Source organism: Streptomyces sp. BE20 (assembly GCF_036322525.1).
In the GTDB taxonomy this organism is placed as follows: Bacteria; Actinomycetota; Actinomycetes; order Streptomycetales; family Streptomycetaceae; genus Kitasatospora.
In genome coordinates this window covers 130,393-154,906 of sequence record NZ_JAQYWW010001113.1, presented here as the reverse complement: position 1 = coordinate 154,906, position 24,514 = coordinate 130,393, and the positions used below count along the sequence as shown (strand labels likewise).

At 73.6% G+C, this 24,514-nt stretch carries 17 protein-coding genes; 5 read left to right on the top strand and 12 right to left on the bottom strand.

Going from position 1 to position 24,514, the window contains the following annotated elements; translation table 11 throughout:
* The first annotated feature begins 203 nt into the window (after nt 1-203).
* Nucleotides 204-2,210: an FUSC family protein gene (locus PUR61_RS33925; protein WP_329883354.1), complete on the top strand. Its 2,007-nt coding sequence runs from the start codon at nt 204-206 to the stop codon at nt 2,208-2,210.
* A gap of 157 nt (nt 2,211-2,367) precedes the next feature.
* Here the strand turns inward: PUR61_RS33925 and PUR61_RS33920 are convergent, their stop codons facing one another.
* The 7 genes from PUR61_RS33920 to rsmI all read right to left on the bottom strand — a co-directional run bounded on the left by PUR61_RS33920 (nt 2,368) and on the right by rsmI (nt 10,940).
* Nucleotides 2,368-4,182, bottom strand: a complete 1,815-nt coding sequence (locus PUR61_RS33920) for an ABC-F family ATP-binding cassette domain-containing protein (RefSeq protein WP_329883353.1) — start codon at nt 4,180-4,182, stop codon at nt 2,368-2,370.
* A gap of 165 nt (nt 4,183-4,347) precedes the next feature.
* Nucleotides 4,348-5,280, bottom strand: a complete 933-nt coding sequence (locus tag PUR61_RS33915) for a 4-(cytidine 5'-diphospho)-2-C-methyl-D-erythritol kinase (RefSeq protein ID WP_329883352.1) — start codon at nt 5,278-5,280, stop codon at nt 4,348-4,350.
* 9 nt (nt 5,281-5,289) lie between these two features.
* Nucleotides 5,290-6,159 (bottom strand): 16S rRNA (adenine(1518)-N(6)/adenine(1519)-N(6))-dimethyltransferase RsmA, encoded by an 870-nt coding sequence (gene rsmA / locus PUR61_RS33910; RefSeq protein ID WP_329883351.1) that lies wholly within the window; start codon nt 6,157-6,159, stop codon nt 5,290-5,292.
* 278 nt (nt 6,160-6,437) lie between these two features.
* A complete protein-coding gene (locus PUR61_RS33905) occupies nt 6,438-7,316 on the bottom strand; it encodes a TatD family hydrolase (RefSeq protein WP_329883350.1) in 879 nt (292 codons plus the stop codon).
* Between the two features lie 37 nt (nt 7,317-7,353).
* On the bottom strand, nt 7,354-8,979 hold the full coding sequence (metG, locus tag PUR61_RS33900) for a methionine--tRNA ligase (RefSeq protein WP_329883349.1): 1,626 nt from the start codon (nt 8,977-8,979) through the stop codon (nt 7,354-7,356).
* Between the two features lie 267 nt (nt 8,980-9,246).
* Entirely contained in the window at nt 9,247-9,714 is a 468-nt protein-coding gene (locus PUR61_RS33895; RefSeq protein WP_329883348.1) for a hypothetical protein, read from the bottom strand.
* A 359-nt stretch (nt 9,715-10,073) separates the two neighbouring features.
* Nucleotides 10,074-10,940 carry a 16S rRNA (cytidine(1402)-2'-O)-methyltransferase gene (gene rsmI, locus PUR61_RS33890; protein ID WP_329883347.1) on the bottom strand — a complete coding sequence of 289 codons (867 nt, stop codon included), beginning with the start codon at nt 10,938-10,940 and terminating at the stop codon, nt 10,074-10,076.
* A 289-nt stretch (nt 10,941-11,229) separates the two neighbouring features.
* Between rsmI and PUR61_RS33885 the strand changes: the two genes are divergently transcribed.
* Entirely contained in the window at nt 11,230-12,996 is a 1,767-nt protein-coding gene (locus PUR61_RS33885) for a dolichyl-phosphate-mannose--protein mannosyltransferase (RefSeq protein ID WP_443035287.1), read from the top strand.
* A gap of 179 nt (nt 12,997-13,175) precedes the next feature.
* On the top strand, nt 13,176-14,948 hold the full coding sequence (locus tag PUR61_RS33880; protein WP_329883345.1) for a penicillin-binding transpeptidase domain-containing protein: 1,773 nt from the start codon (nt 13,176-13,178) through the stop codon (nt 14,946-14,948).
* 94 nt (nt 14,949-15,042) lie between these two features.
* On the opposite strand, the gene PUR61_RS33875 is transcribed toward PUR61_RS33880, so the two are convergent.
* The 5 genes from PUR61_RS33875 to PUR61_RS33855 form a co-directional block, all read right to left on the bottom strand.
* Nucleotides 15,043-16,452, bottom strand: a complete 1,410-nt coding sequence (locus PUR61_RS33875) for a glycosyltransferase 87 family protein (RefSeq protein WP_329883344.1) — start codon at nt 16,450-16,452, stop codon at nt 15,043-15,045.
* 124 nt (nt 16,453-16,576) lie between these two features.
* Nucleotides 16,577-18,076 (bottom strand): amino acid permease, encoded by a 1,500-nt coding sequence (locus tag PUR61_RS33870; protein WP_329883343.1) that lies wholly within the window; start codon nt 18,074-18,076, stop codon nt 16,577-16,579.
* A gap of 285 nt (nt 18,077-18,361) precedes the next feature.
* Nucleotides 18,362-19,912 carry a penicillin-binding transpeptidase domain-containing protein gene (locus PUR61_RS33865; protein WP_329883342.1) on the bottom strand — a complete coding sequence of 517 codons (1,551 nt, stop codon included), beginning with the start codon at nt 19,910-19,912 and terminating at the stop codon, nt 18,362-18,364.
* Nucleotides 19,912-21,240, bottom strand: a complete 1,329-nt coding sequence (locus PUR61_RS33860) for an FtsW/RodA/SpoVE family cell cycle protein (RefSeq protein ID WP_329883341.1) — start codon at nt 21,238-21,240, stop codon at nt 19,912-19,914. The genes PUR61_RS33865 and PUR61_RS33860 overlap by 1 nt, the downstream gene beginning before the upstream one ends.
* 198 nt (nt 21,241-21,438) lie before the next feature.
* On the bottom strand, nt 21,439-21,951 hold the full coding sequence (locus tag PUR61_RS33855) for a DUF1269 domain-containing protein (RefSeq protein WP_329883340.1): 513 nt from the start codon (nt 21,949-21,951) through the stop codon (nt 21,439-21,441).
* 288 nt (nt 21,952-22,239) lie between these two features.
* Between PUR61_RS33855 and PUR61_RS33850 the strand changes: the two genes are divergently transcribed.
* Both PUR61_RS33850 and PUR61_RS33845 read left to right on the top strand, forming a co-directional pair.
* Nucleotides 22,240-23,556 (top strand): VWA domain-containing protein, encoded by a 1,317-nt coding sequence (locus PUR61_RS33850; protein ID WP_329883339.1) that lies wholly within the window; start codon nt 22,240-22,242, stop codon nt 23,554-23,556.
* A gap of 2 nt (nt 23,557-23,558) precedes the next feature.
* The gene (locus PUR61_RS33845; protein WP_329883338.1) at nt 23,559-24,443 is read left to right on the top strand and encodes a peptidase; all 885 of its coding nucleotides are present in this window, start codon (nt 23,559-23,561) and stop codon (nt 24,441-24,443) included.
* Nucleotides 24,444-24,514: the final 71 nt, after the last annotated feature.

Sequence of the window (24,514 nt, the reverse complement as noted above, 5' to 3'; positions counted from 1 at the left end):
GGGACCATGGCCCGCCTGTAGGCGTTCGGTACGAACGTGACACACGGCGAGGGGCCCCGCGCCCCGGGGCAGGCCGGCCCGCGGCCCCGCCCGCGGCCCCCGACAGCCGGGGACACCCGGCGGGCGCACCCGGAGGACGCCCCGCCCCGACGGTTAGACTGATCGGGTCCGGTTCCGCCGGATACGACCTCATCTGCCGCGCAATGTCGCACAGCAGCGATCCGGGCCGCCCCGCCCTCCACCCGGGGCAGGCCCCGCAGCAGATCGGACGCAGCCTCGTGACCGCCGCCCCGCCCGCCGACGCCCCCTGGTGGGCCCGCGCCGCCCGGCCGGCGCGGCCTCCGCTGCCGCTCGCGCTGATGGTGCGCGCCGCGTTCGGCATGGCGGTGCCGCTGGCGGTCGGCCTGCTGACGCACCGGGTGGACCTCGGTGTGTTCGCCGGGCTGGGTGCGATGCACGCCACCATGAACGACCGGATCGAGCCGGTCCGGCTGCGCGCCCCGCGAATCGGCGGAGCCGTCCTCGTGTCGGCACTCGGCATGCTGATCGGCACCGCGCTGCAGCACCTCCAGCCGACTGCGCTCACGCTGGGCGCCGTGTTGACCGTCACGGCCTTCGTCTCGGGGGCGCTGAGCGCGACCGGCCCGCGGGGTTCGGCGGCCGGCATGCTGCTGCTGGTGTCGGCGGCATTGGGCAGTGGCATGCCGCTGCCTCACCCCTGGTGGGCGGCGGCGCCGATGATGCTGGCCGGTGCGGCGTTCGTGGTCCTGCTGGGCCTGCCGTCGCGCAGTTACCGGCGGCCCGCGGCGGATCCCCGCAACCGCGCGCTGGCGGCCGCGTACGACGCGCTGGGCCGGGTGCTGGCCGATCTCGGTACGCCGCAGGGCGCGTCCTCCCGCCAGGTGCTGACGGCCCGTCTGAACCAGGTGCAGGACCTGCTGCCCCCGCCCCGCCCCCGTCTGCCCGATTCGCCGCGCACGGTCCGGCTCCGCCGGATGTACGAGGCGGCGCTGGCGGCGACCGAGGCGGCGGCCGGTCTGCTGTGGGCGTGGCGGCCGGTCCCGGCCGAGGTGGCGGAGGTGCCTGCCCGGCTGGCGCGGGCCGTGGAGCGCGGCGGCGGCGAGGTGCCGGTGCCGGACTGGCTGCCGGACACGCCGTCGCGGCGGGCGTTGGACGTGGCTCTGCGGGCGGCCTCGGAGACGGTCGCGGGCCGCGAGGCGGCGCCGGGCACCGCGCCCGCCCCGCCGCCGGATCCGTGGCGGCTGCGGGTGCGGCTGCTGTCGGCCGCCTCGGTCCGGTACGGGCTGCGGGTGGCGCTCTGCATCGCGGTCGGCTCGGCCGTCACGGCGTCGCTGCCGCTCAGCAAGAGCTACTGGGTGCCGATGACGATCGCCTTCGTGCTGAAGCCGGACCTCGGGTCGGTGTTCCTGCGTGCGGTGAGCCGCTCGGTCGGAACGGTCCTCGGGGTGGCGGTGACGGCGGGTCTGCTCTCGCTGACCACCGACGCCTGGGCGCTGACCGGGATCGCCGCGCTCTGTGTGGCCCTGCTGCCGTACGCGACGGCGGCGCACTACGGGCTCAACACCGTGGTGATGACGCCGATGGCGTTGGTCCTGTTGCAGTTGGGCGGGCAGAGCGGGGCGGCCGAGTTCTGGCCCCGGCTGCTGGACACCGTACTGGCCAGCGCGATCGTGCTGCTGTTCGGCTACCTGCTCTGGCCGGAGCGTGCGCGTCACCGGATCGAGCCGCGCCTGGTGACGGCGGCTGCGGCGCTGGAGTCCTACCTGGCCTCCGTGGCGCAGCCGGACGGTCCCCAGCCGCTCGCCGAGGTGTGGTTGCGCCGGACCGCCTACCGGGCGCTGGCCGACGCCCGGTCGGAGGTGGAGCGGGGGCTCTCCGAGCCTCCGCCGACCGGGCGGCTGGCCGCGCAGTGGCTGCCGGCGACGGCCGCGCTGGAGCGGCTGAGCGGCGCGGTGGCGGCGTTCGCGGCTCAGCGCCGGTACGGCGGCCGGGTGCCGGATCCGGTCGAGGTGGCGCGGGTCCGGCGGGCGCTGGACGATCTGACGGCGGCGGCCCGCGCGCATCGTCCGCCCACGCGCGCGGCGGTGCGGCCGACCCGGCCGCACGACCCGACGCGCAGCGCGCTGGGCCGTGCGGCGGACGAGCTGGACACGCTTCTCGGCAGTGGTCGGCCCGACGGTGGCCGGTAGGCACCCGCAGGCCGACCGCAGAGGGCAGGCGGACGCCACCGGCCCGGCACCCGCAGGGCGCCGGGGGCCGCCTCGCCGGACGTGGACCGACCCAGCGCCGACCCAGTACCGGCCTGGCACCGACCCAGATCCGGCCTAGAGCCGGCCTGGTACCGGCCTAGACCTGCTCGGCCAGCTCCAGCCAGCTCAGCTCCAGCTCCTCCTTCTCCTCCCGCACCGCCCGCAGCTGGGTGTCCAGCTCGGCGACCTTGGAGAAGTCCGCGGCGTGCTCCGCGAGCTGGGAGTGCAGCTTGGACTCCTTCTGGTCCAGCTTGGCGATCTGCCGCTCCAGCTTCTGCATCTCCTTCTTCGCCGCCCGGGCGTCGCCGGACGACAGCCCGGTGGCGTCGGTGGCGGAGCCGGAGGCCGCAGCGGGGACGGCCGGGGCCGAGGCGGCGGCCATCCGGGCCCTCCGCTCCAGGTACTCGTCGACGCCGTTCGGCAGCATCCGCATCCGCTGGTCGCCGAGCAGCGCGTGCGTGACGTCCGTGGTCCGCTCGATGAAGAAGCGGTCGTGGCTGATGACGACCATGGAGCCGGGCCAGCCGTCGAGGAGGTCCTCCAGCTGGTTGAGCGTCTCGATGTCGAGGTCGTTGGTGGGCTCGTCCAGGAAGAGCACGTTGGGCTCGTCCATCAGCAGCCGGAGCAGCTGGAGCCGGCGTCGCTCGCCGCCCGACAGGTCGCCGACCGGGGTCCACTGCTTGTCCTTGCCGAAGCCGAACTGCTCGCAGAGCTGGCCGGCGCTCATCTCCCGGCCCTTGCCGAGGTCGACCCGCGAGCGGACCTGCTCGACGGCCTGGAGGACCCGGATGTCCGGGTCGAGCTCGACGACCTCCTGGGAGAGGTAGGCCAGTCGGACCGTCTTGCCGACCTTGATCACGCCGGACGCGGGCTGGACGTCGCCCTCCGAGGCGTACGCGTCGCGCATCGCGCGCAGCAGCGAGGTCTTGCCGGCCCCGTTGACGCCGAGCAGGCCGATCCGGTCGCCGGGGCCGAGCTGCCAGGTCAGGTTCTCCAGGAGCAGCTTGGGCCCGGCCTTGACGGTCACGCCCTCCAGCTCGAAGACGGTCCGGCCGAGGCGGGCGTTGGCGAACTTCATCAGCTCGCTCTTGTCCCGCGGGTCGGGGACGTCGGCGATCAGGGCGTTGGCGGCCTCGATCCGGTAGCGCGGCTTGGAGGTGCGGGCGGGGGCGCCGCGGCGCAGCCAGGCGAGCTCCTTGCGGGCCAGGTTCTGGCGCTTCTGCTCCTCGACGGCCTCGATCCGGGACCGCTCGGCGCGCGCGAAGACGTAGTCGGAGTAGCCGCCCTCGTACTCGTGGACGGCGCCGTTCTGGACGTCCCACATGCGGGTGCAGACCTGGTCGAGGAACCAGCGGTCGTGGGTGACGCAGACGAGTCCGGAGCGGCGCGCCTGGAGGTGCTTGGCGAGCCAGGCGATGCCCTCGACGTCGAGATGGTTGGTGGGCTCGTCGAGGACGATCAGGTCGGGCGAGCCGAGCAGCAGCTTGGCGAGGGCGATCCGGCGGCGCTCGCCGCCGGAGAGCGGGCCGATGACGGTGTCCAGGCCGTTGGGGAAGCCGGGCAGGTCGAGTCCGCCGAAGAGTCCCTCGATGATGTCGCGGATGCGCGCGTCGCCGAGCCACTCGTGGTCGGCGCGGCCGGCGATGACCTCGTGCCGGATGGTGGCCTCGGGGTCGAGCGAGTCGTGCTGGGTGAGGACGGCGAGCTGGAGGCCGCCGGAGTGGGTGATCCGTCCGCCGTCCGGTTCCTCCAGCTTGGCGAGCATCCGGATCAGGGTGGTCTTGCCGTCCCCGTTGCGTCCGACGACGCCGATCCGGTCGCCCTCGCTGACGCCGAGGCTGACCCCGTCCAGAAGGGCCCGGGTGCCGTAGACCTTCGTGACGGACTCGATGGTGGCGAGGTTGACGGCCACGTGTGCTGCGCTCCAGGGTTCGAGGAATCGGGGCTCGGGCGGAGCCCCGATCCTCCCCAGCCTAGTGGGCCGCCTCGGCCGACCCGGCCGCCGAGCGGTTCGCCGGGGCGGGGCCCGCCCCGCTCGGAGCCGTCCGCGCCCCGCGGGACGAAGCCCCCGGCCGCCTCACCCGGCGAGGACCGCCGCCCCGGGCACCGGCCCGTGGGTGGCGTGCGCGGCCCGGCAGCTGCCGGAGGCGCGCAGCGCGGTGGCGACGGCCTCGGCCGCGTCGGCGTCCTTGGCCAGGAAGGCGCAGGTCGGTCCGGAACCGGAGACCAGGGCCCCGAGCGCGCCCGCCTCGGTGCCGGCCCGCAGGGTGTCGGCCAGGGCCGGCCGCAGGGAGAGCGCGGCGGGCTGGAGGTCGTTGGCGAGCGCCCCGGCGAGGGCGACGGCGTCACCGCCGGCGAGGGCGGCGAGCAGGGCCGGGTCGGCGTCGGGGGTGGGTACCTCGGTGTCGGCGGAGCCGGTGCCGGCCTCCTCGCGGAGGCGGTCGCACTCGCGGAAGACGGCGGGGGTGGAGAGGCCGCCGTCGGCGACCGCGAAGACCCAGTGGAAGGTCCCGGTGACGGGCAGCGCTTCGAGGATCTCGCCGCGGCCGCGGCCCAGGGCGACGCCGCCGGCCAGGGCGAACGGCACGTCCGAGCCGAGCTCCGCCGCCAGGTCGAGCAGCACGTCCGCAGGCGTGTCCAGGCCCCACAGGGCGTCGCAGGCGACCAGCGCCGCCGCACCGTCGGCGCTGCCGCCGGCCATGCCGCCGGCCACCGGGATGGCCTTGGCGATGTGCAGGTGGACGTCGGGCTCGGCAAGGCCGTGGTGGGCGGCGAGCAGCCGGGCGGCGCGGGCGGCGAGGTTGTTCCCGTCCAGCGGGACGGCGTCGGCGTCCGGACCGGTGCAGCCGAGCGTGACGCCCTGCCCGGGCTCGCCCCGGGTCGCCGTCACCTCGTCGCCGAGGGCGACTGCGAAGAAGACGTTGGCCAGGTCGTGGAAGCCGTCGGCGCGCAGTCCGCCGACTCCCAGCTGGACGTTGACCTTGGCGGGGACTCGTACCGTGACGCTCACTGAGGGCCCTTACTCCGGTTTGTGTTCGGCGATCGCGGCGAACTGCTCCACCGTCAGCATCTCGCCGCGCAGCTTGTGGTCGATCCCGGCGCCGGCGAGTGCCTGCTCGGCGGCGGCGGGGGAGCCTGCCCAGCCGGCGAGTGCGGCGCGCAGGGTCTTGCGGCGCTGGGCGAACGCGGCGTCGACGACCGCGAACACCTCGTCCCGGGTGGCGGTGGTGACGGGGGGCTCGTGGCGGATCAGCGAGACCAGCCCGGAGTCGACGTTGGGCGCGGGCCAGAACACGTTCCGCCCGATGGCCCCGGACCGCTTCACGTCGGCGTACCAGTTGGCCTTGACGGACGGCACGCCGTATACCTTGTTGCCCGGCTTGGCGGCGAGCCGGTCGGCGACCTCGCTCTGCACCATCACCAGCGTCCGTTCGATGCTGGGGAAGGTGGCGAGCATGTGCAGCAGCACCGGCACGGCCACGTTGTACGGGAGGTTGGCGACCAGCGCGGTCGGCGCGGGGCCGGGCAGCTCGGTGACCACCATGGCGTCGCTGAGGACCAGGTCGAAGGCGTCGGCCTTGCCGGGCATCCGGGCGGCGACGGTGTCCGGCAGGTGCCGGGCGAGCACCGGGTCGATCTCGACCGCGGTGACGTGCCGGGCGGCCTCCAGCAGGGCCAGGGTCAGCGACCCGAGCCCGGGCCCGACCTCGACCACCGCGTCCTCGGCGGTCACCCCCGCGGCCCGGACGATCCGCCGCACGGTGTTGCCGTCGATGACGAAGTTCTGCCCGCGCTGCTTGGTCGGCTTGACGCCGAACGCTTCCGCCAGGGCCCGGATGTCCGCGGCGCCGAGCAGATGGCTGTCAGGGGTGGGGTCGGTGGTGCTCACGCGCCAAGGATACGGGCGCGGAGGGTGCTCGGAGTTCGACGACCGCCGCGAGGTCGATCTCCACGGGGTACGGCACCGAGGTCCGCAGCACGCCCTCGTGCTGCGCGACGGGCAGGTGGACGCCCTTCTCCTCGTCCCGGTGGAACTCGTGGACGCTCGGCAGGTTGTCGGCGCCGCGACTCCCTCACTGCACTGATGCCGGCCAGCCCAGGGGTGCCCCGGGACTGCCCCGGGAGTGCCGAACCGTTCCTCCGGAACCCGATGTTCGTTCGATCGGATCAGTACCCGAACGCCCGGGCCGTGTTCGCCGCGAGGGCCGTGGACAGCTCGTCCTCGTGCAGCCCCAGGGTGTCCGCCATCGACCGCACCGTGACCGGGATCAGGTACGGGGCGTTGGGGCGGCCGCGGTAGGGGTGCGGGGTGAGGAAGGGCGCGTCCGTCTCGACCAGGATCCGGTCGAGCGGGGTGACGGCCAGCGCGTCGCGCAGCGGCTGGTTGGCCTTGAAGGTGACCGGTCCGGCGAACGACAGGTACCAGCCGTGCTGGGCGCAGACCTTGGCCATCCCGGCGTCGCCGGAGTAGCAGTGGAAGACGGTCCGCTCGGGGGCGCCCTCCGCCAGCAGGACGGCGATGACGTCCTCGTGCGCGTCCCGGTCGTGGATCACCAGGGCCTTGCCGTGGCGCTTGGCCATCTCGATGTGGCGGCGGAACGACTCCTTCTGGATCTCCACGCCCTCCGGCCCGGTACGGAAGTAGTCGAGGCCGGTCTCGCCGACCGCGACGACCTGCGGCAGCGCGGCGAGCGCGTCGATCTCGGCCAGCGCCGCGTCCAGGGCGGCGGCCCCTCCCGGGGCCCGCCGCTGACCGGACCAGCCGTCCGGGTCGCCGAGGAAGATCCGCGGCGCCTCGTTGGGGTGCAGCGCGACGGCCGCGTGCACCTGCTCGTACTGGGCCGCCAGCTCGGCGGCCCAGCGCGAGCCGGGCACGTCGCACCCGACCTGGACGACGGTGGTCACCCCGACCGAGGCGGCGCGCGCCAGGCCCTCGGCGGGGGTGCCCGACTGCATGTCCAGGTGGGTGTGCGAGTCGGCCACCGCCACCGCCAGCGGGGCCGGCAGCGGAGGCGGGGTCGACCGGTCGTCGTCCTTCTTCGGCATCAGTCGTCGTCCTTCTTCTCTGCCGCGAGGGCAGGCCTCAGGAGGCCGGCTTCTCTTCGAGCCGCGGGAACAGGATGTCGCCCTTGGTGACGGTCGAGCCGACGGGCAGCAGGCCCCATCGGGCGGCACCGACGACGTCCTGCTCCGCGAGCGCGCCCAGGCCCTCGGCCGCGCCCAGCGAGAGCCAGAGCTTCTCGGCGGTGGCCGGCATCACCGGGTTGAGCAGCACGGCGGTGGCGCGCAGGGACTCGGCGGCGGTGTAGAGGATGGTGGCCAGGCGGGCCCGGCCCTCGGCCGACTCGTCCTTGGCGACCTTCCACGGTGCCTGCTCGGTGAGGTAGCCGTTGACCTGCTTGACGAACTCGAAGATCGCCGCGAGCCCGCCGGCGAAGTCCAGCTCCTCGCCGATCTTCCGGTCGGCGGTCCGCACCGCCGCCGCGAGGCCGTCCGCGACGGCCTGCTCGGCGTCGCCGTGCGCGGTCGCGGCCGGGAGCGCGCCGTCGTAGTACTTGCCGACCATCGCCGCCACCCGGGAGGCGAGGTTGCCGAAGTCGTTGGCCAGCTCGGAGGTGTACCGGGCGGCGAAGTCCTCCCAGGAGAACGAACCGTCGGTGCCGAACGGGATCGCCCGCAGGAAGTAGTAGCGGTACGCGTCGACGCCGAAGTGCGAGGTCAGGTCGGTCGGGGAGATGCCGGTCAGGTTGGACTTGGACATCTTCTCGCCGCCGACCATCAGCCAGCCGTTGGCGACGACCCGCTTGGGCAGCGGCAGCCCGGCGGCCATCAGCATCGCGGGCCAGATCACCGCGTGGAAGCGGAGGATGTCCTTGCCGACGAGGTGTACGGAGGCGGGCCACAGCTCGGCGAACCGCTCCGGGTCGGCGCCGTAGCCGGCCGCGGTGATGTAGTTCTGCAGCGCGTCGACCCACACGTAGAGGACGTGCTTCTCGTCCCAGGGCAGCGGGACGCCCCAGTTGAAGGTGGAGCGGGAGATGGAGAGGTCCTGCAGGCCCTGCTCGACGAAGCGCAGCACCTCGTTGCGGGCCGTCTCGGGGGCGATGAAGCCGGGGTTCTCCGCGTAGAACTCCAGCAGCTTCGGGCCGTACGCGGAGAGGCGGAAGAAGTAGTTCTCCTCCTCCAGCCACTCGACCGGCTTCTTGTGGATCGGGCAGAGCTTCTCGTCCTCGGTCGCCCCGTCGAGCAGCTCGGCGGGGAGCTTGTACTCCTCGCAGCCGACGCAGTACGGGCCGGAGTAGCCGCCCTTGTAGATCTCGCCCTTGTCGTACAGGTCCTGGACGAACTCCTGCACCCGGGCGGTGTGCCGCTCCTGGGTGGTGCGGATGAAGTCGTCGTTGGCGATCTCCAGGTGCTGCCAGAGCGGCTTCCACGCCTCCTCGACCAGCTTGTCGCACCACTCCTGCGGGGTGACGCCGTTGGCCTCGGCGGTGCGCAGGATCTTCTGACCGTGCTCGTCGGTGCCGGTCAGGTACCACACCTTCTCGCCCCGCTGGCGGTGCCAGCGGGTGAGGACGTCGCCCGCCACGGTGGTGTACGCGTGGCCGAGATGGGGGCGATCGTTCACGTAGTAGATCGGGGTGGTGACGTAGTACGCGGAGGTGGTGCCCCCGGTGCTGCTGGTGCTGTGGTCTGCAGTGGCCGCCATGGTCGGAAAGCTTAGTCGGGTGCGCGGACCGCCCTCGACCGGCCGCTCGGCGAGGGGCCTCGCCGCAGCCTCGGGCAGGACCTGTCCGAGGGGCCGGACCGCCCGCGCGACCGCCCGGCCACCACTGCCCGGCCCTCCGGCCGTCCACCCCTGGAGCCCCGCGAGCGCCGCGAGCGCCGCGAGCCCCGATAGCCCCCGTAAGCCCGCGCGAGCCCCGAGAACCCTTCGGTCCCTTCGCTCCCCGCGGCCTCGCAGCCTCGCGGCCGATCAGCCCCGCAGCCGCGCCCAGAACCGCGACCAGGCTCCTCCCGCCGCGCCGGCACCCTCCGCCGCCCCGCGCGCCCGGACCGGCCGGGCGACGACCGGCCCGGCGGGCTCGGCGTGGTCGGGGTAGCCGGGGGCGTGCTGGCCGGTCCGCTCGGCGACGGCCACCCGGCCCTCGCGCATGATCCGCACGGTGTGGCCGCCGCAGCCCGGGCAGGTCGGCTTGAGCAGCGGCGACGGCACCCGGACACCGTTGGCGTGGTACTCGAACACGACGTGCCCGTCACGGGCCACGTGGTGCTCGATGTCGTACGCCTGCTCCCACCCGTACCCGCAGCTCAGGCACGCGAAGGAGTAGGCCTCCCGGACGGTCTCGACGGGAGTGTGCGGCCGGCCGGTCGGGCCGGGGCTGCTCGGGCCGGGGTCGCTCAGGGCGTTGCCGCCGCGGGGGCTACCGATCGTCTCGCTCATAGCCGTCTCCCAGCGCCCGCCGGACGCTCGCCCGGCTGGGTCTTTCCATCCCAGGAAATGCCCGGAACCTCCCCGCCGATGCCCGTCTTGTGAAGACTTGGAGGCGGGTTGGGAATCCCTATACGAAAGGGTGGTTCCTGCCCGAAAACCTCGACCGAAACTTCAGCTGGGTGGGCGTTTACCGGGGCCTTCTCTCCAAGGTACGCGCCGGTCCGTCCACCGGCACCCCCGCGCGCCGGACGGCCGGGGCGGCGCCGGGGTCCGGCCCGCCGCGGCGCACCGCCCCGGCCCCGACCCGGACCCCGGCTCAAACCCCCGGCTCAAACCCCTGAACCAAGCCCCCGAACCAAGCCCCCGGTTCAGGCCCCGGCCGCCGCCGCGTTCTTCGCCGCCACCACGGCGTCGAACACGTCCCGCTTGGGCAGCGCCAGCTCGGCCGCGACCGCCGCGATCGCCTCCTTGCGCCGCTCGCCGGCCTCCTCCCGGACGGCCACCAGCCGGGCCAGCTCGGCCGGGGTCAGCTCCTGCGGCGCGGCCGGCGGGGCGCCGGCCACCACCACGGTGATCTCCCCCCGCACGCCCTCGGCCGCCCAGGCCGCCAGCTCGCCGATCGGCCCGCGCTTGACCTCCTCGTAGGTCTTGGTCAGCTCGCGGCAGACGGCCGCGGGCCGGTCGGCCCCGAACGCCTCGGCCATCGCGGCCAGCGCCTCGGCGATCCGGTGCGGGGCCTCGAAGAAGACCATCGTGCGCGGCTCGGCGGCGACGGTGGCGAGCTGCCGGGCCCGGTCCCCGGTCTTGCGGGGCAGGAAGCCTTCGAAGGTGAAGCGGTCCACCGGCAGGCCGGACAGCGCCAGCGCGGTGAGCACGGCGGACGGCCCGGGCACAGCGGTGACCTTGATGTCGGCGGTGACCGCGGCGGCGACCAGCCGGTAGCCGGGGTCGGACACCGACGGCATCCCGGCGTCGGTGACCAGCAGCACGCGGGCGCCGCCGAGCAGCGCCTCGACCAGCTCGGGGGTGCGGCCGACCTCGTTGCCCTCGAAGTAGGAGACGACCCGCCCTGCCGTGGTCACCCCGAGCGCCTGGGTGAGCCGGCGCAACCGCCGGGTGTCCTCGGCGGCGATCACGTCCGCGGTGGCCAGCTCGGTGAGCAGCCGGGGAGGGGCGTCAGAAACGTCGCCGATGGGGGTGCCTGCGAGAACGAGTACTCCTGTCACGGACCCCATCCTTCCAGCAACCGGCGCCCGGGTGCTTTTGGTGACGATTCGGGCAGCTTCGGAGGGAGCCGTCCCACGCTCACGGCACACCCCTACCATGTGGCTGGTGAATGGCGACACGGCGGCCCAGACGCCTACTGGTACAGACCACACCCCGCGAGGTGACGTCGGCGTGCCGGTCCTGACGGACCAGCCGTCGTCCGCCCTGCCGGGTCCGCGCGAGGCCGCCCCGGGGGACGACCCCGGCCCCGGCCCCGTCTCCGACCGCGTTCGGGGCCACGCCGAGGGCCCCGAGCCGTTGGCCGGCACCGGCACGAGCACCGTCACGAGTACCGCCGGCGACACCGCCGGCGACACCGAGGCCGACGGCGCCCGGGAACCGCGCCCGGCCTGGCTGCGCGGTCTCGCCCGGTTCGGCTACACCCCGGCGCTCAAGGCGTCGCAGGCCGAGCGCCTGGCGCCACCGATGCCGGACGGCCGGGGCGTGACGCCGAAGCGGGTCCCGCCCTCGCCGCTCCTGCTCCGCCTGGGCATATCCCTGCCGGCGCCGTTCTGGTCCTGGCTCTGTCGCTGGGCGGGCTGGCTCGGCCCGCTCGCGGTGGCCCTGTTCGCCGGACTGCTCCGGTTCACCGGCCTCGGGCAGCCGAACGCGATCATCTTCGACGAGACGTACTACGCCAAGGACGCCTACGCGCTCTGGCACGGCGGCTACGAGATCAGCTGGCCGGAAGGCGCCAACGACAAGATCATGGCGGGCGCCGGGGTCCCGTACCAGTCGAACCCCTCGTACGTGGTGCATCCGCCGGTCGGCAAGTGGATCATCGGGGCCGGCGAGCAGCTGTTCGGGATGAACCCCTTCGGCTGGCGGTTCGCGGTGGCCCTGCTCGGCACCCTCTCGGTGCTGATGGTGGCCCGGATCGCCCGCCGGCTCTTCCGCTCCACCCTGCTGGGCTGCGTGGCCGGGCTGCTGCTCGCGGTGGACGGCCTGCACTTCGTGCTCAGCCGGTCCGCCCTGCTGGACCTGGTGGTGATGTTCTGGATCCTCGCCGCCTTCGGCTGCCTGCTGCTGGACCGAGACCGCACCAGGGCCCGGATCGCCGCCCGGATCGGCGACGGCCCGGACACGGGGCTCGCCCACCGGCTCAACCTGGGCTGGCGCCCGTACCGGATCGCGGCCGGCGTCTGCGTGGGCCTGACCTGCGCGACCAAGTGGAGCGGCCTGTACGTGGCGGCGGCCTTCGGCCTGCTGACGGTGCTGTGGGACGTGGGCTCGCGCCGGCTGGCCGGCGCGAGCCGCCCGTACCTGTGGACGCTGGTGCGCGACGCGGTGCCCGCCTTCGTCTCGATCGTGGGCACCTCGGTGGTCGTCTACATCACCTCCTGGTGGGGCTGGTTCGCCAGTAGCATCGTCCCCAACCAGGGCGGCTACGGGCGGGACTGGGCGGTCGGCCGGTCCACCGACTTCCCCTGGATCCCGGAGGGCCTGCGCGCGCTCTGGCACTACCACTCGACGGTCTACGACTTCCACACCCACCTGAGCGACCCGCACACCTACCAGTCGAACCCGTGGAGCTGGCTGGTGGTGGGCAGGCCGGTCTCGTTCTTCTACGAGTCGCCGAAGCAGGGCCAGGCCGGGTGCACGGTCAGCGAGTGCGCCCGCGAGGTGCTGGGCATCGGCACCCCGCTGCTCTGGTGGACCGGCGCCGTCGCCCTGGTCTACTGCCTCTGGCGCTGGGCGGTCCGCCGCGACTGGCGGGCCGGCGCCGTGCTCTGCGGCCTGGCGGCCGGCTACCTCCCCTGGTTCGTCTACCAGCAGCGGACCATCTTCCTGTTCTACGCGGTCTGCTTCGTGCCGTTCCTGGTGCTCGCGGTGACCATGCTGATCGGTGCGATGATCGGGCCCGCGGGAGCCTCCCGGGACCGCCGGATCATCGGCTCGGCCGGTGCCGGTCTGCTCGTCCTGCTGATCATGTGGAACTTTCTCTTCTTCTACCCCCTGTATACGGGCGAGACGATTCCGATGGACGACTGGCGACAGCGGATGTGGTTCAACAGCTGGATCTGACGGACCCCGGGCACGGGGCGGGGAGGGTACCGGAGCGGTGTGCGACACGTACCAGATCCGTCACAAGACCCGGGCGTTTCGTCGGCGCACGGAGTTCGGCTGCCTAGGCTGGGCACCGAACGCGCATCCGGCCACCTCCGGCTGCGGCCCGATCGCCCGACCCTTGGGGGAGCAGCACCATGCGCAGTGGCGCGAAGACCGGCATCATCACCGGCGTGGCCGTCGCCATGCTGGCGGCGGGCGGCTACGGGGCGTACAGCCTCGTCGGCGGCTCGGGCGACTCGGACGAGGCACCCGCCAAGAAGCCGCGCACGGTGGTCGCCGAGCCCCCGAGCGCCGAGCAGGCGGCGGCCGGCGCCAAGGACTTCCTGGCGGCCTGGGCGGCGGGCGACCTCGCCAAGGCGGCCTCGCTGACCGACGACCCGGCGACCGCGACCACGGCGCTGACCGCCTTCCGGGACCAGGTGAAGCCGAGCGGGCTGACCCTCGCGCCGGCCGGCCCGGCCACCCCGGCGGCCTTCGCCTCGGCGACCGGCACCCCCTCTCCGGCGAAGCCGTCGGCCCCCGCCGCCTCCGGCACGGCCGCGCCGACCGCCGCCGCCACCGACACGCCGTCGGCGGCGCCGACGCCCGGGCCGACCGGCGTGCTGATGGGCTTCAAGGCCCGCGCCGAGTTCGAGGGCACCAACCGGGTCTGGGACTACAACGGCTTCCTCAACGTCGTGAAGATGAGCGACGACACCCCGGCCGTGCACTGGGCGCCGACGGTCCTGCACCCGCACCTGGCCCCCGGCGAGGTGATCGCCACCCAGCCGGTCCTCGCCCCGCCCGGCAACGTCGTGGACCGCAACAACAAGGCGTTGAACAGCCCCTCGATCACCGCGTCGCTGGTCACCGAGGCACAGACGAAGGTCCAGAAGCTCCTCGCGGAGCAGAACAAGGACCAGAGCGACGCGGGCAGCGGCGTGGTGATCACCAACCCCGCCGACCCGAACAGCGCCGTGGACCGGCTGTTCACCATCGTCGAGCCCAAGCCCGCCAAGCCGTTCAAGCTGACCGTCGACGCCACCCTGCAGGCGGCGGCCGAGAAGGCGATGACCGACCTCGGGGGCAAGAAGGGCTCGATCATCGCCATCGAGCCGAGCACCGGCCAGATCCTGGCCTTCGCCAACGCGCCCGTGACCGGTCAGAACCGGGCCTTCCAGGGTCAGCTCGCCCCGGGTTCCACGATGAAGATCGTCACCTCGGCCGCGCTGCTGGAGGCCGGGGTCAACCCGGACACCGTGGTGGCCTGCCCGGCGAAGAGCAGCAACCCGCAGGCGATCCCGAACTCGTTCAAGGAGGTGTACCCGAACAACACCCTCCAGCAGGACTTCATGATCTCCTGCAACACCGCCTTCATCGACCAGGGCCTGGCCAGCCTCAAGCCGGGTGCGCTGACCACCACCGCCAAGGACGTCTTCGGCCTCGGCCTGAACTGGCAGACCGGCCTGCGCAGCAGTGACGCCCAGGTGCCGGACGCCGGCACCAACAAGGACGAGCAGGCCATGCAGTCGATCGGCCAGGGCAAGGTCCAGATGAACCCGCTGGCCATCGCCTCGGTGGCCGCCACCGTGCAGAGCGGCACGTTCAAGCAGCCGATCCTGGTCGCCGAGCTGCCGCAGCAGAAGGCCGCCCGCGACCTCTCCCCCGACGCCGCCGCGAAGCTGAAGGCCATGATGGCGGCCACCGCCAAGGACGGCACCGCCAAGGACGTGATGGCCGGGATCTCGGACAACGCCGGTGCCAAGACCGGCTCCGCCGAGGCGACCGGCATCACCACCACCAACAGCTGGTTCACCGCCTTCCGGGGCAACATCGCCGTCGCCGCCGAGGTCGAGGGCGGCGGTCACGGTGTGGACGCGGCCGGACCGGCCGTCGCCTCCGTCATCAAGGCGGCCGGCAACCGCTGAGCCGCGCACCGCGGCCGCTCCGCACCCGCCCTCCCCGGACCCGCCCGTCCCGCCCGCGCCCCGGAGGCCCGACCGGCCCCGGGGCTCCGGCGTCTCAGCGCCCCGGGAGGGCGGGTTCCGGCCGGGCCAGCAGGCAGCCGACCGGGCGGGGTGGCCGGGCGGTCCACCGCCGGGCCGCCAGCCGGGGCCAGATCATGAGCACCACCGGCAGCGCCAGGTACCCGAACCGTCCGGCCGGGGCCAGCATGAACGCGATCGCCAGCCCGGCGGCCAGCAGGTCGGCGGCGGCAATCGCGGAGACCGGCGGACGGGCCAGCAGCCAGATCGCCACACCGAGCCCGCCCACCGTCAGCAGGACCAGCGAGGCGGTGTGCCCGGTCGGCCCGAACCCGGCCAGCACCTTGCCGGGCAGCGGGCTGCCCGCCGGTGTCTGGATCGCGGTCAGCCCGAGCGGGAACCGCACCACCTGCTCGCGCAGCGCGTCCGCCCGGACCAGCGCGATCGGGGCCATGACGACCAGGCCGGCGCCGAGGGCGGTGAGCCCGGCCTTGCCGGCCGGCCGCCGCCCGTAGAGCCGCCAGAGCAGCAGGACGGCCACCGGCAGCGCCGGCCAGACGGTCCACTTGAGGGTGCCGGCGAGCGCCAGCACCAGTCCGGCGGGGACGGTGCGGTCACGCTCGGCCAGGGCCATGGCCAGGCAACAGAGCCCGATCAACGGCAGGTCCACGCCGCCGCCGACCAGCGCGAGGGCGATCAGCGGCGAGGCGGTGAGCACGGTCAGCGGCAGCAGCGGCGCACGGTCCCGGGACGGCCGCAGCAGCCGCCAGCCCGCCACCAGGCAGGCCACGAAGGCCAGCGCGAACCAGATCCGGGCGTCCCCGGCCAGCCGCGCCACCGCGTTGCCGTCGCCGAGCACCGCGCGCGGCACCCCGAACACCGCCATCCCCGGCAGGTACGGGTTGTAGTCGGTGACCGTCACCGGGTCCGGCAGGTACGGGCTGCCGGTGGTGAACAGCAGGTGCGCCGAGCGTTCGACCACCATCACCTCGGACTGGTGGCGGCCCTGGAGGGCGAGCACGGCCAGCGGCACCAGGACGGCGCCGAGCAGGGCGACCGCGGCTGCGCTCCGGGCGGCGACGCGGCGCGGGAGGGCCAGGCAGAACAGCCCGGCGAGGAGGTAGGAGGGGGCGGCGACGGCGCCCCAGAGCCTCTGGTTGGGCAGGTCGGAGACGACCGGGAAGGCGGCGGCCCAGCCGGCCGCGACCAGACAGCCGAGCAGTTGGACGCCCCGGTGCCCGGCGAGCCGGGCCGGATTCAGCCGATCGAGCGGGACCGGCGGACCGCTCTCGCCGCGCTGGTGGGGGAACGGACGATGGGGCGGACGGCCCCGCAGCCGGGCGCGTCTGGCCGGGGGGACGTCGGGGCCGGGCGGGTCCGGGGTCCCGCCCCGACCGGTGAAGCGGCCGCGCGGGCGGGAGTAGCCGGGCGTGCGGGTGCTCACCATGGTGGAAGGTTAGGGCCGGGGGCGGCGCCCTGTCGCCATGTCTGCGCCGCGAGTATCCCCAGGTGCGAACGGGGCCGTCCGGGGGACGGAACCCCCGGACGGCCCGGTTCTCTGCTCAAGGGACTCAGCCGGCGTTCGTGTCGGTCGGCTGCCCCGGACCGGCCGGCCGCCCGGCCCGCTCCAGCTTGGAGTGCTTGATGCTGTAGCCGAAGTACACGACGACCGCGACGACCAGGGCGATCGCACCGGCCCGGAAGGTGTCGGCGTGCAGGCCGGTGATCAGGTAGACGCAGAAGCCGATGCTGATCAGCGGGACGACCGGGTAGCCGGGCACCCGGAAACCGCGCGGCAGGTCGGGCTGGGTGCGGCGCAGGATGATCACGCCGATCGAGACCACCGAGAAGGCGATCAGGGTGCCGAGGCTGGTGATGTCGGCCAGGACGTTGAGCGGGATGAAGGCGGCCAGCGCACCGACGCCGATACCGACGACGACGGTGTTCCAGACCGGGGTGCCGGTCCGCGGCGAGAGCTGGGCGAAGCGCTTGGGGAGCATCCCGTCGCGGCCCATCGAGTACAGGATGCGGGTCTGGCCGTAGATCACCACGAGGGTGATCGAGAAGATCGAGATGATCGCGCCGAACGCGAAGACCATCGCGGGCCAGCTCTGGCCGGTGATGTCCTGGAGGATCTGGGCGAGGCCGGCCTCCTGGCCGTCGAACTTCTCCCAGGGCTGGGCACCGATGCCGGCGACGGCCACCAGGATGTACAGGACGGTGACCACGACCAGCGAGATGATGATCGCCATCGGCAGGGTGCGGCGCGGGTTCTTGACCTCCTCACCGGCGGTGGACACGGCGTCCAGCCCGATGAAGGAGAAGAAGATGCTGGAGGCCGCGACCTGCACGCCGCCGATGCCCAGCGGCATGAACGGGGTCAGGTTGCCGGAGTGGAAGCCGGTCAGCGCGACGCCGATGAAGAGCAGCAGGATGAGGATCTTGATGCCCACCATGGCCGCGTTGACCTTCACCGACTCGCTGACGCCGCGGATCAGCAGGAAGCACACCATGGCGACCAGCAGCAGCGCGGGCAGGTTGAACCAGTGCCCGTCCCCGGGCGCGCCGGAGAGCGCCTCCGGGATCTGGAACCCGAAGGCCAGGTCGAAGAACTTGTTCAGGTACTCGGCCCAGCTGACCGCGATCGCGGAGGCCGAGACCCCGTACTCCATCAGCAGGCAGATGCCGACGCCGAACGCGACGCCCTCGCCGAGGGTGGCGTAGGCGTACGAGTAGGAGGACCCGGAGACCGGGATGGCGGAGGCCATCTCGGCGTAGCAGAGCGCGGTGAGCCCGGCGGTGACGGCGGCGATCACGAAGGAGAGGATCACGGCCGGGCCGGCCGAGGGCACCGCCGTGCTGAGCACGAAGAAGATGCCGGTGCCGATGGTGGCGCCGATGCCGATGGCGGACAGCTGCCAGAGCCCGATCGAGCGTCGCAGGTGGATGCCGGAGCGTCCGCCCTCCTCGGGCGCACCGGCGGGCGGGCCGTCGCGGCCTTCGGTCTCGGCGATCAGGGTGGAGACGGGCTTGCGCCTCATGAGGCGCGCGCCGAGGGTGTTGCTGGCCAAAACGAGGGTCCTTCTAGGCGAGGGAGGGTGTCCCAGGGAGGGTGTCCTAGCGGCCGGTCACTCGACGCGCCGTGGGGTGCCATCGGGGACCAACCGAACAAAGATGGGACAGGACCGCGCGAAAGCACCAGTGTCGCAAACGAACAGTCCCGCGGCGCGCATTGTACGAACCGTCGCATCCGCCTACACAAACCGGACACTTCGCAAACGGCGGATCTGCCATCGAGCAGATAAAGCAGCAGGTCAACCCGGTGGACGCGGGGCCGGCACGGGGAGGTGAGGGCCTCATCCGGCGAGCACCGCCTGCATCACCGCGCGGGCGACCGGCGCCGCGAGCCCGCCACCCGTGACGTCCGTGGCGTCACTGTCCGCGATCACCACGGCGACCGCCACCGGCGGTACCCCGCCGGAACCGGCCGGTTTGGCCCAGGAGACGAACCAGGCGTACGGCGTCCCGCTGTTGTCCGGCCCGTGCTGGGCGGTGCCGGTCTTGCCGCCGACCACCGCGCCGTCGATCCGGGCGTTCCGTCCGGTGCCGTTCTCCACCACGTCCGTCATCAGCCGCTGCACCTGCCCGGCCGTTCCCGGGCTCATCGCCTGCCGGTACACGGACGGCTTCATCAGCTGGACGGCGGTGCCGTCGCTCTTCGTCAGCTTGTCGACGAGCTGGGGACTCATCACGGTGCCGTTGTTGGCCACCCCCGCGGCGACCATCGCCATCACCAGCGGGGTGGCGGCGGTGTCGAACTGGCCGATCGAGGAGAGCGCCAGCTGCGACGCGTTCATCCGGGTGTCGAAGTTCGAGCGGGCCGCCCGCACCGGGGTGTCCAGCCCGGCGTCGTTGAAGCCGAAGTCCTCCGCCATCGCCGTCATCCGCTCCAGACCGACCTGCACACCGAGGTGGCCCAGCACGCTGTTGCAGCTGCGGACCATCGCCGCGTCCAGCGACTGCCCGGGCTCGTCGCAGGCCCGGGTGTCGTTGACCAGCGGCGTGGTGGTGCCCGGCATGACGTACGGGAAGGGCGCGTCGGTGGGCGCGTCGATGTCGGTGACCACGCCGCTCTCCAGCGCCGCGGCCGCGGTCACCACCTTGAACGTCGAGCCGGGCGGGTAGGTCTGCCGCAGCGCCCGGTTGAGCATCGGCTGATCGGCGTCGGCCTGCAGCCGGTTCCAGGCCTCCTGGTCGTCGGCCGAGGTGCCGGCGAAGCTCCCCGGGTCGTACGACGGCGTGGAGGCCAGCGCCAGGATCCGCCCGGTGGCGGGCTCGATCGCGGCGACCGCGCCCTTCTGCCGGCCAAGCCCCCGCATCGCGGCCTGCTGGGCGGCCCGGTCGACGGTGGTGTGGACGTCCCCGCCGGGGTTCTGCCGGCGCGCCACCGCGTCCCAGACCGCCCAGCTCGCCAGCCGGAGGTCGGTGCCGGAGAGCAGCTCGTCCTCGGTCCCCTCCAGCTGGGTGTTGCCGTAGGTCTGCGAGGAGTAGCCGGTGACCGCCGCGTACAGCGGACCGTCGGTGTAGGTGCGCTTGTAGTCGTAGCGCCCGCCGGTGGGCTCGGAACCGGTGACGGTGTCGGCGCCGACGCGGATGTCGCCCCGCGGCTGGGAGTAGCGCTCGATGGTGAGCCGCTGGTTGGCGCTGTTGTGGTTCAGCTCCCCGGCCCGGAACACCTGCACCCTGGTGGCCTGGGCGCAGAGCACCACGATCAGCAGCAGGCAGAACGTGCCGGCCCGGCGGCCGGTGACGGAGATCCCCGGCAGGCCCTGCGGCCCGTCCCCCGGCCGGCCTCCCCCCGGCCGGTCGCCGGCGGGCCCCCCGCGGCCGGCGCGGTCGCGCGCCATCAGACCTCCCCGGGGGCGGGCCGCCGGGCGATGTCGCTCATCCGCACCAGCAGCGCGACGATGATCCAGTTGGTGACGACCGAGGAGCCGCCCTGGGCGACGAACGGCAGGGTCATCCCGGTCAGCGGGATCAGGTCGAGCACCCCGCCCGCCACCACGAACACCTGGAGGCCGACGATCGCCGCCAGCCCGATCGCCAGCAGCCGCCCGAACGGGTCCCGCAGCGCGATCCCGGTCCGGAACCCGCGCGAGACCAGCAGCGCGTAGAGCAGGAAGAGCGCGACCAGCCCGGTCAGCCCGAGTTCCTCGCCGATGGTCGCGAGGATGAAGTCGGACTTGGCGGCGAAGCCGATCAGCGCCGAGTGGCCGTTGCCCAGCCCGGCACCGAGCTCCCCGCCCCAGGCGAAGGCGAACAGCGACTGGGCGATCTGGTTGGCCCCCCGCCCGGCGGCGATCGATCCGAGCGGGTCCAGCCAGTCGTTGACCCGGCTGTGCACGTGGGGCGAGAGCAGGCCCACCCCGACCGCGGCGATCCCCGCCAGGAAAAGCCCGATGGCGATCCAGCCGGTCCGCGCGGTCGCCACGTACAGCATCACCACGAACAGGCCGAAGAAGAGCAGCGAGGTGCCGAGGTCGGTCTCCAGCACCAGCACGCCGACGAACGCCGCCCAGATCACCAGGACCGGAGCGAGCACCCGTCCGCGCGGTAACTGGAACCGCCAGACCCGCCGCCCGGTGAGCGCCAGCGCGTCCCGGTGCACCGCCAGGTAGGCGGCGAAGAAGACCGCCAGCAGGATCTTCGCGAACTCGCCCGGCTGGAAGGAGAGCGGCCCCAGGGTGATCCAGATCCGCGAGCCGTACACCGGGGGGAAGAAGATCGGCAGCACCAGCAGGACGAGCGCCGCCAGCGCCCCGATGTACGCGTAGCGCTGAAGCCGCTTGTGGTCCCGCAGCAGGAACAGCACCAGGATGAACAGGCCCACCCCGAGCGTGGACCAGAGCAGCTGGGTGGGCGCCGCGTCACCCGGGGTGGAACGGTCCAGCCGGTAGATGACGACCAGTCCGATGCCGTTCAGCAGCACCCCGATCGGCAACGGGAGCGGATCCGCGTACGGCGCCTTCCAGCGGACCGCGGCGTGCGCCAGCAGGGCGAGCACGCCGAGCGCGGCCCCGTACTCGCCCGCGTCGGCGGGCACCGTGCCGTCGATGTTGAGGCCGACTTCGGCGTACCCGAGGACGGCGGTCAGCACCGCGGCCAGGACCAGCGCGAGTTCGGTGTTGCGCCGGGTCCGCACCGTCCGGCGCGGCCGGCGGGCGGTTGTCGTCACGGCGGAGGGTGTCGCCACGGACCGTCCTGGGTGTCGATCTGCGGGAGTTCCTGCTGCGGGTCGGCCCGGTGCGGGAGCCCGGGTCCCGGGCTCCGGACCGCCGGGAGGTGACGATCGGGGCGGACGGGCGGCGGGCCCGTCCGCCCCGACGTGAGCGGCTGGTCAGGTGGGGGCCGGCCGGCCCCGTGCGCCGAGGGCTCAGGCGGGAGCCGGTGCGGCGTTCGCCCGGGCGGCCTCGACGGTCGCCTTCAGCTCGGCCTCGGCGGCCGACGAGAGCGAGGTCTGGATGATCTTCCCGCCGTACTGGGCCAGCTCGGGCACGACCTTGTCCGCGGTCGCCTTGCGGACCAGCAGGAACACTGCGGCGGTGCCCGGCTGGAGGTGCTCGCCGACCTGGCGCATGAAGTCATCGTCCACCCCGATGTCGGTGGAGGCCCCGACCGCGGCACCGGCCGCGCCGCCGACGGCCGCGCCGAGGAACGGCATGAAGAACAGCAGGCCGATCACCCCGCCCCAGAGCGCGCCCGACGCGGCGCCCGCCCCGGTGGTGCTCACCTGCTGGTGCAGCTTGATCCTGCCGTCCTCGCGGCGCTCGACGACGACCGCGTCCTCCAGCTCGATCAGCTTCTGCGTCTGCAGCCCGACCGCCGCGTTGCGCACCGCCTTGGCGGTGGCCAGATCCGGATAGGCGATCGCGAAGAGGTTGCTCACGTGCGGGTCCTTCCCTCAGTCGGACGTTCCGGCCGGGCCCGGGCGCCGGTGCGGCGGCCCCCGCGGCCCGCTCGTCACCCTAACGAGCGCTATCCATATTTATCGGTTCATCCGTCCGGTGTGTCCCGGATTGCCCGCCAGGCCCGCCCGGTATCCGTGCGACCGGCGCACGACCGGGCGCCCCCGCCCCGATCCCCCACCGGCGCCCACGAGTTCGCGCCGGTGTCCGGCGGTTCGCGCACCGGACCGTGTTGGCCACGGGGAACTGATGATCCCTAGGATCGACGGGTGACTACCGGACGACGACCGAAGGCCAGGCTCGGCAGCCTGCTGGCCGCCCTGGCGATAACGGGCGGGGCGCTGCTCAGCGGCCTGCCCGCCCATGCCGACGAACCATCAGCCGGCTCCGCCGGCAAGGAAGCACCCCGGGTCGACCTCGTCCTGGATGTCAGCGGCTCCATGCGGGAAGCCGACATCCAGGGCAAGAGCCGCATCGCGGTGGCCCAGCAGTCGCTGAACGAGGTGATCGACGCCCTGCCCGCCGAAACCGACTTCGGCATCCGCACCCTCGGCGCCAACTACCCCGGCAACGACAAGGCGCAGGGCTGCCTGGACACCAAGCAGCTCTTCCCCGTCGGCAAGACCAACAAGACCGAGGCCAAGACGGCCGTCGCCACCCTGCGGCCCACCGGCTGGACCCCGATCGGCCTGGCCCTGCGCGGCGCGGCCGAGGACCTCGGCAAGGGCGAGACCACCCGCCGGGTGGTGCTGATCACCGACGGCGAGGACTCCTGCGCCCCGCCCGACCCGTGCGACGTCGCCCGCGAACTCGCCGCCCAGGGCATCCACCTGGTGATCGACACGCTCGGCCTGGCCCACGACGACAAAACCCGTCAGCAGCTGCTCTGCATCGCCAACGCCACCGGCGGCACCTACACCGACGTACGCACCCAGGAGCAGCTCACCGAGAAGGTGAAGCAGCTCGTCGACCGCTCCAACGACACCTACACGGTGGCCCCGGTGAAGACCACCGGCACCGACAAGTGCGAGTCGGCACCGGTCCTCGCCCCCGGCGTCTACAGCGACCGCGAGAAGTTCTCCGAGCACCGCACCTACCGCGTCCCGGTCAAGGCCGGCCAGGAGCTGCGCGCCTCCGTCAGCGTCGCCCTGGACCGCCCGGTGGCCCGCGACTACGGGGTCCTGCTCCAGGCCACCAGCACCACCGGCCAGGAGCTGGTCCGCGGCACCGACGCCGGAAGCGGCCGGACCGACGTGATCTCCACCGGCCTGCGCTGGTCCACCGACGACTCCAAGGGCTACGCCACCGCGACCCCGTCCGCCTCGGCGAGCGGCAAGCCGGAGACCACCGTCTGCCTCGTGATCTCCAACTCGCTGGCCGCACAGCCCGGCATCGCGGCCGACCCCGGCCTGCCGCTGGAGCTGACGGTCGACCTGACCGCCGCCTCGCCCTCCCCGGACGGCCCGGCGATGGGCCTCGGCCGCGGCTGGATCCTGCTGCTCGTGCTCACCCTGGCCGGCCTGCTGACCGGCCTGCTGTTCGGTTGGATCGCCCGCTGGCGGATCGCTGTCTGGCAGGAGAACTGACCATGACCCACTCGACGATCCGCGCCTCCCTGCGCGGCGCGGTGGCCGCGCTGGCCCTGCTCCCCGCACTCACCCTCGCGGCCCCGGCCGCCTCCGCCGCCTCGCCCTCCCCGAGCGCGAGCGGCACCCCGGCCCCGGCCAACAAGGCCGGCACCTCCTTCCTGACCGCCGTCAACCTGGCCCCCGGCCAGGACGCCGCCGTCGCCGCCTCCACCGGCGACTACCTGTACTGGGCGTTCGGTGCCTCCGAGGGCCAGACCCCGACGGTCGGCCTGTCGGTCACCCTGCCCCCGTCCGCGGACCGGCACGGCCCGCAGACCTGGAGCGTCGAGGTGTTCGACGGGCTGCGCCGCCGCCAGTCCTGCACCGCCGGCACCCAGGTCTCGACCGCCGAGCAGGCCACCGCCTCGCTCGCGCTGAGCTGCACCCTGCGCGAGGTCCGCTCCTGGGCCGAGCCCTGGTCCGGCGACCCGCTGCCCGGCACCTACTACGTGCGGCTCTCGGTCGCCGACGCCCCGCAGCCCGACCTCGGCCTGGCCGCCTCGGTCAAGCTGCACGTGGCGGCCAAGGGCGACGCCGACAACGCCCAGCCCGAGGGCGGCGAGCTCAAGGCCCCGCTGGTCCCGCCGGCCGGCGGCGGCGCCGCGACCGTCAAGGCGGCGGCGCCCGAGGAGCCCGAGGACCACTGGTACACCGGCTGGTTCTCCGGCTGGAACAGCCGCTGGTTCTGGACCCTGGCCGGCGGCATCCTCGCCGCTCTGGCCGGTGTCGCCGGCTACACCCTCACCCGGCACCCGCGCGGCCGTCGCCCGGCCCGCTACGGCTCGGTGCCGCCGCAGTCCGGCGCACCGCAGCCGGGCCCGTACGCCGGCTCCGGCCAGCCCTGACCGACCCCGCCCCGAGGGCCGGCCGAGCACCCGCTCGCCGGCCCTCGGCCGTCTCGCCGTCCCCTCCGGGC

What these genes read in the sequence shown, in the direction of transcription:
- metG (WP_329883349.1), bottom strand. Translation starts at nt 8,979, where the DNA reads ATGGCGGCCACTGCAGACCACAGCACCAGCAGCACCGGGGGCACCACC.
- PUR61_RS33875 (WP_329883344.1), bottom strand. Translation starts at nt 16,452, where the DNA reads ATGGTGAGCACCCGCACGCCCGGCTACTCCCGCCCGCGCGGCCGCTTC.
- rsmI (WP_329883347.1), bottom strand. Translation starts at nt 10,940, where the DNA reads ATGGGGTCCGTGACAGGAGTACTCGTTCTCGCAGGCACCCCCATCGGC.
- PUR61_RS33895 (WP_329883348.1), bottom strand. Translation starts at nt 9,714, where the DNA reads ATGAGCGAGACGATCGGTAGCCCCCGCGGCGGCAACGCCCTGAGCGAC.
- PUR61_RS33880 (WP_329883345.1), top strand. Translation starts at nt 13,176, where the DNA reads ATGCGCAGTGGCGCGAAGACCGGCATCATCACCGGCGTGGCCGTCGCC.
- PUR61_RS33905 (WP_329883350.1), bottom strand. Translation starts at nt 7,316, where the DNA reads ATGCCGAAGAAGGACGACGACCGGTCGACCCCGCCTCCGCTGCCGGCC.
- PUR61_RS33925 (WP_329883354.1), top strand. Translation starts at nt 204, where the DNA reads ATGTCGCACAGCAGCGATCCGGGCCGCCCCGCCCTCCACCCGGGGCAG.
- PUR61_RS33865 (WP_329883342.1), bottom strand. Translation starts at nt 19,912, where the DNA reads ATGGCGCGCGACCGCGCCGGCCGCGGGGGGCCCGCCGGCGACCGGCCG.
- PUR61_RS33845 (WP_329883338.1), top strand. Translation starts at nt 23,559, where the DNA reads ATGACCCACTCGACGATCCGCGCCTCCCTGCGCGGCGCGGTGGCCGCG.